The organism is Salmonella sp. 32031103-2018-00083-FB-01-SM-01 (genome assembly GCF_017571995.1).
Taxonomy (GTDB): domain Bacteria; phylum Pseudomonadota; class Gammaproteobacteria; order Enterobacterales; family Enterobacteriaceae; genus Salmonella; species Salmonella enterica.
Genome location: NZ_JAGEQL010000005.1, coordinates 21,860 through 35,755 on the forward strand (window position 1 = coordinate 21,860; position 13,896 = coordinate 35,755).

General features: G+C 54.2%; 7 protein-coding genes. 6 read left to right on the forward strand and 1 reads right to left on the reverse strand.

The features are described from left to right. Positions 1-19: 19 nt before the first annotated feature. On the reverse strand, positions 20-592 hold the full coding sequence (ppiA, locus tag J4614_RS15180) for a peptidylprolyl isomerase A (protein ID WP_000920478.1): 573 nt from the start codon (positions 590-592) through the stop codon (positions 20-22). 276 nt (positions 593-868) lie between these two features. On the opposite strand from ppiA, the gene tsgA reads away from it, so the two are divergent. The 6 genes from tsgA to J4614_RS15210 all read left to right on the forward strand — a co-directional run bounded on the left by tsgA (position 869) and on the right by J4614_RS15210 (position 13,855). Then, the gene (tsgA, locus tag J4614_RS15185) at positions 869-2,050 is read left to right on the forward strand and encodes an MFS transporter TsgA (RefSeq protein WP_031602272.1); all 1,182 of its coding nucleotides are present in this window, start codon (positions 869-871) and stop codon (positions 2,048-2,050) included. 318 nt (positions 2,051-2,368) lie between these two features. Next, positions 2,369-4,912 (forward strand): NADPH-nitrite reductase large subunit, encoded by a 2,544-nt coding sequence (gene nirB / locus J4614_RS15190; protein ID WP_000049257.1) that lies wholly within the window; start codon positions 2,369-2,371, stop codon positions 4,910-4,912. Beyond that, positions 4,909-5,235, forward strand: coding sequence for a nitrite reductase small subunit NirD (gene nirD / locus J4614_RS15195; RefSeq protein WP_000084814.1), 327 nt, complete (start codon positions 4,909-4,911; stop codon positions 5,233-5,235). The genes nirB and nirD overlap by 4 nt, the downstream gene beginning before the upstream one ends. A 265-nt stretch (positions 5,236-5,500) precedes the next feature. After that, positions 5,501-6,310, forward strand: a complete 810-nt coding sequence (gene nirC / locus J4614_RS15200) for a nitrite transporter NirC (RefSeq protein ID WP_000493571.1) — start codon at positions 5,501-5,503, stop codon at positions 6,308-6,310. A gap of 11 nt (positions 6,311-6,321) precedes the next feature. Further along, the gene (gene cysG, locus J4614_RS15205; protein WP_183070405.1) at positions 6,322-7,695 is read left to right on the forward strand and encodes a siroheme synthase CysG; all 1,374 of its coding nucleotides are present in this window, start codon (positions 6,322-6,324) and stop codon (positions 7,693-7,695) included. A gap of 337 nt (positions 7,696-8,032) precedes the next feature. After that, positions 8,033-13,855, forward strand: a complete 5,823-nt coding sequence (locus J4614_RS15210) for an autotransporter adhesin BigA (protein WP_208293227.1) — start codon at positions 8,033-8,035, stop codon at positions 13,853-13,855. The last annotated feature ends 41 nt before the right edge of the window (positions 13,856-13,896 follow it).

Below are 13,896 nucleotides of genomic sequence, written 5' to 3' on the forward strand. Positions count from 1 at the left end.
GCACCCGCGCAGGCATGTTTTATGGCAGGACTTTCGCGGAAAGGATAACGACTGGTTTTGTCGGCACATTCTGGTAAGGCCCGACATCGTGCGTCGGTACCTGTGAGATTTTATCGGCGACATCCATACCTTTTACCACTTTACCAAATACCGCATAGCCAAAGTCGCGCTGACCGTGGTCGAGAAAAGCGTTATCCGCGACGTTAATAAAGAACTGGCTGGTGGCGCTGTCTTTATCTGCGGTGCGCGCCATCGCGATCGTGCCGCGAGTATTACGCAGACCGTTGTCGGCTTCATTCTTAATCGGCGGATTCGGTTTCTTCTGCTGCATCTGCTCGTTAAAACCACCGCCCTGAATCATAAAGCCAGGAATAACGCGGTGAAACGTAGTGTTGTTATAGAAACCACTGTTGACGTAATCGACAAAGTTTTTCACAGAAACCGGCGCTTTCTGGCTGTTCAGCTCCAGCTCAATATTCCCGGCGGAGGTGGTTAACAGCACATGAGGATCGCCTTTTGCTGCCAACGCTGCGGGAGAAAGAGCAGAAAGAGCGAAAACAGCTGCGACAGCCGCCAGAGTCGATTTGAGCATGAGATTTCCTTAAAGAGAGCAGAAATAAAGCAAGTGGAATGATTTTAAAGAGCCTTCCTGGGCCAGGCCAGCCCTTTACCTAATTTTACGTATATGAAACAAATGTAACGTTACGACGCAACGCCGTATTCTTGCAATATAATGTGACAAACATCACATTAAAAAATGTAATGAACATTACTATCACTAATAATTATTTAAATGCATCACAAAAGCGCCTAAAATCTGCCCGCTTAACGCGCCCTCCACGCGCTTCACTTCTCTTCAAGGCCAGACATGACTAACAGCAACCGCATCAAGCTCACATGGATCAGCTTTCTTTCCTACGCCCTGACCGGGGCGCTGGTGATTGTCACCGGGATGGTGATGGGAAATATCGCAGACTATTTTCAGCTGCCCGTTTCCAGCATGAGTAACACCTTCACTTTCCTGAACACCGGGATTTTGATCTCGATCTTCCTCAATGCGTGGCTGATGGAAATCATCCCGCTGAAAACACAGCTACGCTTTGGTTTTATCCTGATGGTACTGGCGGTGGCCGGGCTGATGTTCAGCCACAGCCTGGCGTTGTTCTCAGCGGCGATGTTTGTGCTGGGGCTGGTCAGCGGGATCACCATGTCGATTGGCACCTTCCTGATTACGCAACTGTATGAAGGGCGTCAGCGCGGTTCCCGACTGCTGTTTACCGACTCCTTCTTCAGCATGGCGGGGATGATTTTTCCTATGGTCGCCGCCTTCCTGCTGGCGCGTAGTATTGAGTGGTACTGGGTCTACGCCTGCATCGGCCTGGTCTACCTGGCGATTTTCATCCTGACCTTCGGCTGTGAATTTCCGGCGCTGGGTAAACATGCGCAGCACTCTCAGGCACCTGTCGCCAAAGAAAAATGGGGCATTGGCGTACTGTTTCTCGCCGTCGCCGCGCTGTGCTATATCCTCGGTCAATTGGGCTTTATCTCCTGGGTGCCGGAATATGCCAAAGGCCTCGGCATGAGCCTGAATGACGCCGGGGCGCTGGTGAGTGATTTCTGGATGTCCTATATGTTTGGTATGTGGGCGTTCAGCTTTATCCTGCGCTTTTTCGATCTGCAACGCATCCTGACCGTACTGGCGGGTATGGCGGCGGTCCTGATGTATCTGTTTATTACCGGCACGCAGGCGCATATGCCGTGGTTTATTCTGATGCTGGGCTTCTTCTCCAGCGCCATTTATACCTCCATCATTACGCTGGGATCGCAGCAAACGAAAGTGGCCTCGCCTAAGCTGGTTAACTTTATTCTGACCTGCGGCACCATCGGAACGATGCTGACCTTCGTCGTCACCGGCCCGATTGTGGCGCACAGCGGTCCACAGGCGGCGTTACTCACCGCGAATGGTCTGTATGCGGTGGTCTTTGTGATGTGCTTTGCGCTCGGCTTTGTGTCCCGTCATCGTCAGCATAGCGCGCCAGCGGCGCATTGATAATGATTGCCGGATGGCGACGCGATGCGTCTTATCCGGCCTACAGCGTAAGCTGTTGGTAGGCCGGATAAGGCGACGTCGCCCTCCGGCACTCTATCCTCCCTCCTGACGAGGTAGGCCTGTTGGTCTAAAAACCCCTCATTTTGTATGTTATTTGTACAAACCTGAAAAACCTGACAATTCCGCCACTTATAAAAATCCAGACAAATCAGCCATATACCCATTAAGAGGTATATAAAGGTGAATTTGATTTACATCAATAAGCGGGGTTGCTGAATCGTTAAGGTAGGCGGTAATAGAAAAGAAATCGAGGCAAAAATGAGCAAAGTCAGACTCGCTATTATCGGTAATGGTATGGTCGGCCACCGCTTTATTGAGGATCTCCTTGATAAATCCGACGCTAGCCTGTTCGACATTACCGTGTTCTGTGAAGAACCCCGTAAAGCCTATGACCGTGTCCACTTATCATCCTACTTCTCTCACCACACCGCGGAAGAGCTCTCTCTGGTGCGTGAAGGATTTTACGAGAAGCACGGCGTGAAGGTACTGGTTGGCGAACGCGCAATTACCATTAACCGTCAGGAGAAAGTGATTCACTCCAGCGCGGGTCGTACCGTTTATTATGACAAGCTGATCATGGCGACCGGTTCATATCCGTGGATTCCGCCGATTAAAGGCTCCGAAACCCAGGATTGCTTCGTTTACCGTACCATTGAAGACCTCAACGCTATCGAAGCCTGCGCCCGTCGCAGCAAGCGCGGGGCGGTGGTCGGCGGCGGTCTGCTGGGGCTGGAAGCCGCTGGCGCGCTGAAAAACCTCGGAGTGGAAACGCACGTCATTGAATTTGCGCCAATGCTGATGGCGGAACAGCTCGATCAGATGGGCGGCGAGCAGCTACGTCGCAAGATCGAAAGCATGGGCGTGCGTGTACACACCAGTAAAAACACGCAAGAGATTGTTCAGCAGGGTAACGAAGCGCGTAAGACTATGCGTTTTGCCGACGGCAGCGAGCTGGAAGTCGATTTTATCGTCTTCTCTACCGGTATTCGCCCACGCGACAAGCTGGCTACCCAGTGCGGTCTGGCCGTCGCGCAGCGCGGCGGGATCGTGATTAACGACACCTGCCAGACGTCCGACCCGGATATCTACGCTATCGGCGAGTGCGCCAGTTGGAACAACCGCGTTTACGGTCTGGTCGCACCAGGCTATAAAATGGCCCAGGTCGCCGTTGACCATATCCTCGGCAGTGAAAACGCCTTTGAAGGGGCGGATCTCAGCGCCAAGCTGAAGCTGCTGGGCGTGGACGTCGGCGGCATCGGCGACGCGCATGGCCGCACGCCGGGCGCGCGTAGCTACGTTTACCTCGATGAAAGCAAAGAAGTCTACAAACGTCTTATTGTCAGCGAAGATAACAAAACGCTGCTCGGCGCAGTACTGGTCGGCGACACCAGCGATTACGGCAATTTGCTGCAACTGGTACTGAACGCCATCGAACTGCCGGAAAACCCGGATTCGCTGATCCTGCCGTCGCACGCGGGCAGTGGTAAACCCTCTATCGGCGTGGATAAACTGCCGGACAGCGCGCAGATCTGCTCCTGCTTCGATGTGACTAAAGGCGATCTGATCGCCGCTATCAATAAAGGCTGTCATACCGTGGCGGCGCTGAAAGCGGAAACCAAAGCCGGAACCGGCTGCGGCGGCTGCATCCCGCTGGTGACGCAGGTACTGAACACCGAACTGGCGAAACAGGGTATTGAAGTCAACAACAACCTGTGCGAGCACTTTGCTTATTCTCGTCAGGAACTGTTCCACTTAATACGCGTGGAAGGCATTAAAACCTTTGAAGAACTGCTGGCGAAACACGGTAAAGGCTACGGCTGCGAAGTGTGTAAGCCGACCGTCGGTTCGCTGCTGGCGTCGTGCTGGAACGAATACATCCTCAAACCGCAGCACACGCCGCTACAGGATACTAACGATAACTTCCTGGCGAATATCCAGAAAGACGGCACCTACTCGGTGATCCCGCGCTCCGCTGGCGGTGAAATCACCCCGGAAGGTCTGGTGGCCGTGGGTCGTATCGCCCGCGAGTTTAACCTCTATACCAAAATTACCGGTTCTCAGCGTATCGGTCTGTTTGGCGCGCAAAAAGACGATCTGCCGGAAATCTGGCGTCAACTGATTGAAGCGGGCTTCGAAACCGGTCACGCGTACGCCAAAGCGCTGCGGATGGCGAAAACCTGCGTTGGCAGCACCTGGTGCCGCTACGGCGTGGGCGACAGCGTCGGTTTCGGCGTGGAGCTGGAAAACCGCTACAAAGGTATTCGTACCCCGCACAAGATGAAGTTCGGCGTCTCCGGCTGTACCCGTGAATGTGCGGAAGCGCAGGGTAAAGATGTGGGTATCATCGCCACTGAGAAAGGCTGGAACCTGTACGTTTGCGGTAACGGCGGCATGAAACCTCGTCATGCGGATCTGCTGGCAGCCGATCTCGATCGCGACACGCTGCTCAAGTATCTCGACCGCTTTATGATGTTCTACATCCGTACCGCCGACAAACTGACCCGTACCGCGCCGTGGTTAGACAACCTGGAAGGCGGCATCGACTATCTGAAATCGGTCATCATCGACGACAAGCTGGGCCTGAACGAACATCTGGAAGAAGAGATGGCGCGCCTGCGCGCAGCGGTGGTCTGCGAGTGGACGGAGACCGTCAACACGCCAGCGGCGCAGGTTCGTTTCAAACACTTTATCAACAGCGACAAGCGCGACCCAAATGTTCAGGTTGTGCCGGAACGCGAACAGCATCGTCCGGCCACGCCGTATGAACGTATCCCGGTCACTCTGGTGGAGGAAAACGCATGAGCCAGTGGCAAAACATCTGCAAAATCGATGACATTCTGCCGGGAACCGGCGTCTGCGCGCTGTCAGGCGGCGAGCAGGTGGCGATTTTCCGTCCTTACCATAGCGATCAGGTATTCGCGATCAGCAACATCGACCCGTTCTTTGAAGCCAGCGTGCTGTCTCGTGGACTGATTGCGGAACACCAGGGCGAACTGTGGGTCGCCAGCCCGCTGAAAAAGCAGCGCTTTCGTTTAAGCGACGGGCTGTGCATGGAAGACGAACAGTTTTCTGTGAAACATTACGACGCGCGGGTAAAAGACGGCGTGGTGCAGTTGCGCGGTTAATTATTTTTGGGAGGCGCAACGCCTCCCCTTTTTTGTATTTTTTTTCATTTTAATTGTTATCACAAAATCATTTGTACTGCATCGCGGCGGCAACTGAGCAACAAATTCGTCAGGAACGAATTTGAACAGCCGCTGGCTGCCTTCGGTGAGGGACAAGGATGTCCCTCATTAATCCCCAGGAGTATAGTTCACTATGTGACTGGGGTGAGCGAGAGCAGCCAACAAAGAGGCAGTGCAAAGGATGAAGTGAGAAAAGGATAATCAAATGTTTACAGACACTATCAATAAGTGTGCGGCTAACGCTGCGCGCATTGCACGCCTGTCGGCGAATAATCCGCTCGGCTTCTGGGTCAGTTCGGCAATGGCCGGGGCTTATGTCGGTCTCGGCATCATTCTTATTTTCACCCTCGGCAATCTGCTCGACCCGTCCGTGCGTCCTTTGGTAATGGGAGCGACCTTTGGTATCGCCTTAACGCTGGTCATCATCGCCGGTTCCGAACTGTTTACCGGCCACACCATGTTCCTGACGCTGGGCGTCAAAGCTGGCACCATCAGCCACGGTCAAATGTGGGCTATCCTGCCGCAAACCTGGCTTGGCAACCTGGTCGGCTCCGTCTTTGTCGCCCTGCTTTACAGCTGGGGCGGCGGCAGTTTGTTGCCGGTCGATACCAGCATCGTTCACTCAGTCGCGCTGGCGAAAACCACCGCGCCCGCCACGGTACTGTTCTTCAAAGGCGCGCTGTGTAACTGGCTGGTTTGTCTGGCAATCTGGATGGCGATCCGCACCGAAGGCACGGCGAAATTTCTTGCTATCTGGTGGTGCCTGCTGGCGTTTATCGCTTCCGGCTACGAGCACTCCGTCGCGAATATGACGCTGTTTGCCCTCTCCTGGTTTGGTCATCACAGCGACGCTTATACCCTGTCCGGAATCGGACACAATCTGTTGTGGGTCACTCTGGGTAATACTTTGTCCGGCGTCGTGTTCATGGGATTGGGTTATTGGTATGCTACGCCGAAATCGGAGCGTCCGGCTCCGGCAAAAATCAATCAGCCAGAGGCTGCTGCCAATAATTAAGGGGTAATGTCGTGGACCATTTGCCTATATTTTGTCAATTACGCAACCGCGACTGTCTGATCGTCGGCGGTGGCGATGTCGCAGAACGCAAAGCACGGTTATTGCTGGAAGCAGGCGCACGTTTAACGGTCAATGCGCTCACCTTTATTCCACAGTTCACCGTATGGGCAAATGAAGGCATGTTGACTCTGGTTGAGGGACCGTTCGACGAAACGCTTCTCGACTCGTGTTGGCTGGCGATCGCGGCCACCGACGACGATACCGTCAACCAGCGCGTCAGCGAAGCGGCGGAGTCACGCCGCATCTTCTGCAACGTGGTGGATGCGCCGAAAGCCGCCAGCTTTATCATGCCCTCCATTATTGACCGCTCGCCGCTGATGGTCGCCGTCTCCTCGGGCGGCACTTCCCCGGTGCTGGCGCGTCTGCTGCGCGAGAAACTGGAGTCGCTGCTGCCGCAGCATCTGGGGCAGGTCGCGCGCTACGCCGGGCAACTCCGCGCCCGAGTGAAAAAGCAGTTTGCCACGATGGGCGAACGTCGTCGCTTCTGGGAAAAATTTTTCGTCAATGACCGACTGGCGCAGTCGCTGGCGAATGCCGATGAGAAAGCGGTTAACGCGACAACCGAGCACCTGTTTAGCGAACCGCTAGATCACCGTGGCGAAGTCGTGCTGGTTGGTGCCGGGCCGGGCGATGCCGGACTGCTGACGCTGAAAGGGTTACAACAAATCCAACAGGCGGATATCGTGGTTTACGATCGCCTCGTCTCCGACGACATTATGAACCTGGTACGCCGCGATGCCGATCGGGTCTTTGTGGGGAAACGCGCGGGTTACCACTGCGTCCCACAGGAGGAAATCAACCAGATCCTGCTGCGTGAAGCGCAAAAAGGTAAACGCGTGGTACGCCTGAAAGGCGGCGATCCCTTTATCTTTGGTCGCGGCGGCGAAGAGCTGGAAACGCTGTGCCATGCCGGTATTCCTTTCTCGGTCGTGCCGGGGATTACCGCGGCTTCCGGCTGCTCCGCCTACTCCGGTATTCCGCTAACCCATCGCGATTACGCCCAGAGCGTACGTCTGGTCACGGGTCATCTGAAAACCGGCGGCGAGCTGGACTGGGAAAACCTGGCGGCAGAAAAACAGACGCTGGTGTTCTACATGGGGCTTAATCAGGCAGCAACTATCCAGGAAAAACTGATCGCATTCGGTATGCAGGCCGATATGCCGGTTGCGCTGGTAGAAAACGGCACCTCCGTGAAGCAACGCGTCGTCCACGGTGTGCTGACGCAGCTCGGGGAATTAGCGCAACAGGTTGAAAGCCCGGCGCTGATTATCGTTGGCCGGGTCGTTGGTTTACGCGATAAATTAAATTGGTTCTCTAATCATTAATTAAAATAAGGCCCTGTTATTCAGGGCTTTATTTTACAACTACTCGTAACCCCAAATTATTTTTACTTAAAATTAAATTAAGCAATCCATTTTAAATACATCACGTGAATTTAAATATTAATAATATTGCGTAAAAACCCTTTTATTCGTCAAATTCCCCCATCATTCATTCACCTAATAAATAACACCGTTAAGCACTCAATTTGACCTGACCTGGTTATCGGGTGATAAAATAAACACTAAAGCATAATTTTCTTCTGGCTATTTCATCATTGCCTGTATCGCTATTTCCATATGTTTATGCACGCAAGGAAAATATTAATTAAGGATGAACCCTATGCAAAAGAAAAAACTTATTTCTATCGCGATCGCTTTAACGCTACAAAGTTATTACATTCCGGCCATCGCCGCAGAAAATAACGATGATGAAAAAGAATGTCCCAGTAATATCTCCTCCCTGCCTAAAGAAAAACGCGCAAAACTCTCACCGACCTGCCTTGCTACATTACCTGAAAATGATAATCACTGGGGCTGGGTTGCTGGCGGCGTTGCTGCGCTGGTCGCAGGTGTGGCTATTGGCGTTGAAAATAACGGTGGCGGAGATTCCACTCATTCTTATACCCCCCCTACGCCCGATAATGGCGGCGACGTCACTCCGCCCGATAATGGCGGCAACGTCACTCCGCCCGACGATGGCGGCGATGACGATGTGACCCCGCCTGATGATAGCGGCGATGACGATGTAACCCCGCCTGATGATAGCGGCGATGACGATGTGACCCCGCCTGACGATAGCGGCGATGACGATGTGACCCCGCCTGACGATAGCGGCGATGACGATGTGACCCCGCCTGACGATAGCGGCGATGACGATGTGACCCCGCCTGACGATAGCGGCGATGATGATGTGACCCCGCCCGATGATAGCGGCGATGACGATGTGACCCCGCCCGACGATAGCGGCGATGATGATGTAACCCCGCCTGACGATAGCGGCGATGACGATGTAACCCCGCCTGACGATAGCGGCGATGACGACGACACGCCCACAGATAATTCTGTTACTACCTTCAGCAACGGCGTCACCATCGATAAAGGCAAAGACACCCTGGCCTTCGATAGCTTCAAACTGGATAACGGCAGCGTTCTCGAGGGCGCCGTGTGGAATTATTCAGAACAGGATGACCAGTGGCAGTTGACCACCGAAGACGGCAAAACGCTGAACGTCACCGGCTGGGACGTGACTGACGCCAATGCCGCCGTGATTGAAGGCACCCAGGAAAACGGTCTCTACTGGAAGTACGACAGCCGGGGCTATCTGATTATTGCCGACGATAACACCACGGTTATCACCGGCGACGGCGAATCGCATACCTCCGATCGCGGCATGGATATCAGCGGCCAGGATCGCACCGGCGTGATTATTTCCGGCGATCGAACCGTCAACACGCTCACCGGGGACTCCAGTGTGACCGACGGCGCCACCGGCATGGTGATCTCCGGCGACGGCACCACCAACACCATTTCGGGCCATTCAACGGTAGACAACGCCATCGGCGCGCTGATTTCCGGTAATAATACCACCACCGATTTCTCCGGCGACATTACCGTGAGCGGCGGCGGCACCGCCATCATCATCGACGGCGACAACGCCACGGTTCAGAATACTGGTACCTCCAGTATCAGCGGCGCAGGTTCCACCGGCACCACCATTGACGGCAATAACGCGCGCGTCAGCAACGACGGCGATATGACCATCACCGACGGCGCCACCGGCGGCCATATTATCGGCGACAACGCGGTTATCGATAATGTCGGGGACACCACCGTCAGCGGCGCGGGGTCCGCTGCGTTGTATGTCGATGGCGATAACACGCTCATTATCAATGAAGGCGATCAGACCATCTCCGGCGGCGCGACCGGTACGCGAATTGACGGCAGTAAGGCCCGTATCGCCAATACCGGCGATATCGCAGTGGATGGCGCAGGCTCTGCCGCTGTAGTTATCAATGGCGACAACGGCAGTCTGACCCAGGCGGGCGATCTGCTGGTCACCGACGGCGCGATGGGTATCATCACCTACGGCACCGGAAATGAAGCAAAAAATACCGGTAACGCCACCGTCCGCGATCAGGACTCGGTGGGTTTTGTGGTCGCTGGCGAACAAAACGCCTTCCGCAACAAAGGGAATATTAACGTCAGCCTCAACGGCACCGGCGCGCTGGTGAGCGGCAATACGTCACAGGTTACGCTGGATGGCGATATTAACGTTATTTCCGTGCAGGACAGCGATGGCGTATTCCGCGGCGCGACGGGCGTAAACGTGAGCGGCGACAGCAACACCGTCAATATCGCTGGCAACGTGAATATGAGCGCTGAGTTCGAGCAAAATTCTTTGATCGCCGGCGATACCCCGCTAACCGGCGTCACCGTTAACGGCGCCAACAACGATATCACCCTTGATGGCACATTTGACATCAACGTCGGCGATCTGTCGACAATCAGTGGACAAGCGTTGAGCGTTATCGGTCTGAACGTTACGGGCGAGGGTAACAACGTAGATATCCGCGGCGGTATTAGCATTACCCATAGCCAGAATACGGATGGCTCGGTCAGCATCGTCACAGGCATCAATCTCAACGGCGACAGCGAAGTTACGCTAAGCGGTCAGTCCACAATAGATACAGCCACCATGATAGGAGGCGCTGTCACACTGGCCAAGGTCAGCAACGGCGGTTCTCTGATTCTGGATGACAATTCAATCATTGATATTAATGTCAATTATATAGATGTTAGCGCTTCCATTAACAATGCGCTATTAGTCGCTAACGGAGAAAATTCATCAATTGCGAACCAGGGCGATATCACAAGCCACGGCGTCTATTCCATTATGCGCGTCGACAATGGCGCAACTATCGGCAACAGCGGTGAGATCCTGGTTTACGCAACCAGTAACGGCGGCGGCGACGATCGTACTGCCGTTGCCCGCGCCGACGACGCAGGTTCAGTAATTCATAACCAATCTGGCGGTGATATCACCATCATATCTGACCAGCAACCTGTAAAATATAAAGGTTTTTCCTTTTTCCCGCTGAAATGGTACAACCATACCTTCTATGCAATGCTCGCCTCTGGATATGGCGATGTTGTCAATGATAAAGACGCCGCCATCCATTTGCAGGGCGCAGGCGTATATGGCGTTAGCGCCATCAAAGGAGCGGCGCTAAACGCAGGCGATATTTATCTGGATGGTTTTGTCCCGACGCTGGACGATGAAGGTGATATTACCAGCACAAGCTACTGGCATCCGTCATCGCTCTATCTCACCAGTGCAGGTATGGTCGCAGGCTCAACTGATGGCGGTGACGGCGACGCCACAGCCACCAATACCGGCACCATTAACGTTAATAACGCCGGGTTCGGCATGATGGCGCTCAATGGCGGCACCGCCATTAACCAGGGCACCATTAATCTCACCGCCGATGAGGGCGTCACCAAAACCGATGATAACCAGCTGGTCGGCATGGCGGCGCTCAACGGCGGGACCGTCATCAACGATACCACTGGCACCATCAATATCGATGCCAGCTATGGCAAGCCATTTTATGCTGATGACAGCAGCGTTGTCGTTAACTACGGCACAATCTGTGTTGCTGACTCTTGCCAAAACAGTAGTCAGTATAATCCCACGGACCCGATGGTTTCTTTCGCTTATAACGATGGGCTTCTCTCCGCTTATGGAGAGAATATTAAATTAAACAACAATATACTCATTCTCGGTGATGTGGGTAATGAAGGCGCAGTAGCAACCGAGAAAGTTAACGTCACTGACAGTGGATACCTCACCAACAGCGCCAGTGGCGAAATTACCAGCTTCGTCGTCGCGGAGAATGGAGGGAAAATTGATAACCGCGGCAAAATTACCTCTGTTGACGTTGAAGAGGGCGGGACGTTAACCAACAGTGGCGACATTAGCGACACGTTAACCGTGGGAGGTGGCGCAAGCGCCATCAACAGCGCCACGGGTTCTGTCAATCACATCGATATGTGGAAAGGCTCGCTGGATAACCAAGGATATATTGGCACTCTGATACTGCAAAACACCTCCGGGGCGGTAAGCAATACAGGTGTTATTGATGTTGTGAATTTTAAAGCCGCGACCGTATTCAATAATAATGGCACAGTGAACGATCTGGCTGTCGCCAGCGGTGCAACTGTGAATAACCTGAGCGGCGGTGTGGTCAGCATACCCGAACAAATGTGGAAAGGGACGCTGAATAACTGGGGCGAAGTAAACGGCACGATGGATATCGCCAACGGTACCTTTACCTTCTATAACGCCGGGACATTCAATGGCAACATCAAGACCGCCAGCGCCAAGGGAGGAATGGTAGAAAACGATGGCGTGATTAACGTAACCGGTAATAATGTCGTCGCCATGTCAGCCTCCGGCAGCGCCAAAATGGTGAATAACGGGGAAATTAACCTGGGAACAAAGGGTACGACCGACACTGGCATGATCGGAATGCAGCTTGAGTCCAATGCCAGCAGTTCCGCCGTCATTGAAAACAACGGCACCATCAATATCTACGCCAGTAATTCGTATGCATTCAGCCAGTTGGGCAGCAATGGCCATATCGTCAACAACGGTACGGTCTATATTGATGACAGCGTAACCGGCTCCGGCTTTATCAAGCAGAGCGGTAAAACCATCGAAGGCAGCGGTGAAAACGGCGACGGTACGGAAGTGCATTATGTTGACTTCATTGCGCCAACGGAACCGACCATTAACGATGGCATGGCGACCGTGACCACCGGCGACAGCGCAGGCTCATCCACCACCAACAACCTGTCCGGCTACGTGGTCGGCACCAGCGCCGACGGCAGCGCCGGTAAGCTCAAGGTCAGCAACGCCAGCATGAACGGCGTGGAAATCAACACCGGCTTTGCCGCAGGTACCGCCGACACCACCGTCAGCTTCGACAACGTGGTCGAAGGCAGCAACCTGTCTGACGCCGGCGCTATCCAGTCCACCACCGTGGTGTGGAAAGCACAGGGAAGCCAGGACAGCGACGGCAACGTTGACGTCACCATGACCAAAAACGCCTATGCCGATGTGGCGACCGACGCCAGCGTCTCCGGCGTGGCGAGTGCGCTCGACGCCGGTTATACCAACAACGAGCTGTATACCAGCCTCAACGTTGGCACCACCGCCGAACTGAACAACGCCCTGAAACAGGTCAGCGGCGCTCAGGCCACCACCGTGTTCCGCGAAGCGCGTATCCTCAGTAACCGCTTTAACATGCTGGCCGACGCGGCCCAGCAGATTAAAGACGGCCTGGCGTTTAACGTAGTGGCGAAAGGCGACCCGCGCGCTGAACTGGGCAACGACACTCAGTACGACATGCTGGCGCTGCGCCAGAAGCTGGATTTGACCACAAGCCAGAATCTGACGCTGGAGTACGGTATTGCGCGTCTGGATGGCGACGGTTCGAAAACCGCGGGCGATAACGGCCTGACCGGCGGCTACAGTCAGTTCTTCGGCCTGAAGCACAGCATGGCGTTTGATGAAGGTCTGGCGTGGAATAACAGCCTGCGTTATGACGTGCATAACCTGGACAGCAGTCGCTCCGTCTCGTATGGCGACACCAACAAGGTGGCGGATTCCGACGTACGTCAGCAGTACCTTGAGTTCCGCAGCGAAGGGGCAAAAACCTTCACTCTGATGAGTGATACGCTGAAAGTCACGCCGTATGCCGGGGTGAAATTCCGTCACACCATGGAAGATGGCTACAAAGAGCGCAGCGCCGGAGATTTTAACCTGTCCATGAACTCTGGCAACGAAACGGCGGTAGACTCTCTTGTCGGCCTGAAGCTGGATTACGCCAGGAAAGACGGTTGGAGCGCCACCGCTACCCTGGAAGGCGGCCCGAACCTGAGCTACAGCAAGAGCCAGCGTACAGCGTCATTACAGGGTGCGACGGGTCAATCGTTCGGCATAGATGACGGTCAAAAAGGCGGCGGCGTTAATGGCCTGGCAACCATCGGCGTGAAATATAGCAGCAATGATACTGCGCTACATCTGGATGCGTACCAGTGGAAGGAAGACGGTATCAGCGATAAAGGCTTTATGCTTAACGTTAAGAAAACATTTCGTTAAATAAACGACATTATATAACACTAATACAGGCCGCTTATTAT

Bases quoted from the DNA above. Each gene is read 5' to 3' on its own strand.
- tsgA (WP_031602272.1), top strand. From the start codon at position 869: ATGACTAACAGCAACCGCATCAAGCTCACATGGATCAGCTTTCTTTCC.
- nirC (WP_000493571.1), top strand. From the start codon at position 5,501: ATGTTTACAGACACTATCAATAAGTGTGCGGCTAACGCTGCGCGCATT.
- ppiA (WP_000920478.1), bottom strand. From the start codon at position 592: ATGCTCAAATCGACTCTGGCGGCTGTCGCAGCTGTTTTCGCTCTTTCT.
- nirD (WP_000084814.1), top strand. From the start codon at position 4,909: ATGAGCCAGTGGCAAAACATCTGCAAAATCGATGACATTCTGCCGGGA.
- nirB (WP_000049257.1), top strand. From the start codon at position 2,369: ATGAGCAAAGTCAGACTCGCTATTATCGGTAATGGTATGGTCGGCCAC.
- J4614_RS15210 (WP_208293227.1), top strand. From the start codon at position 8,033: ATGCAAAAGAAAAAACTTATTTCTATCGCGATCGCTTTAACGCTACAA.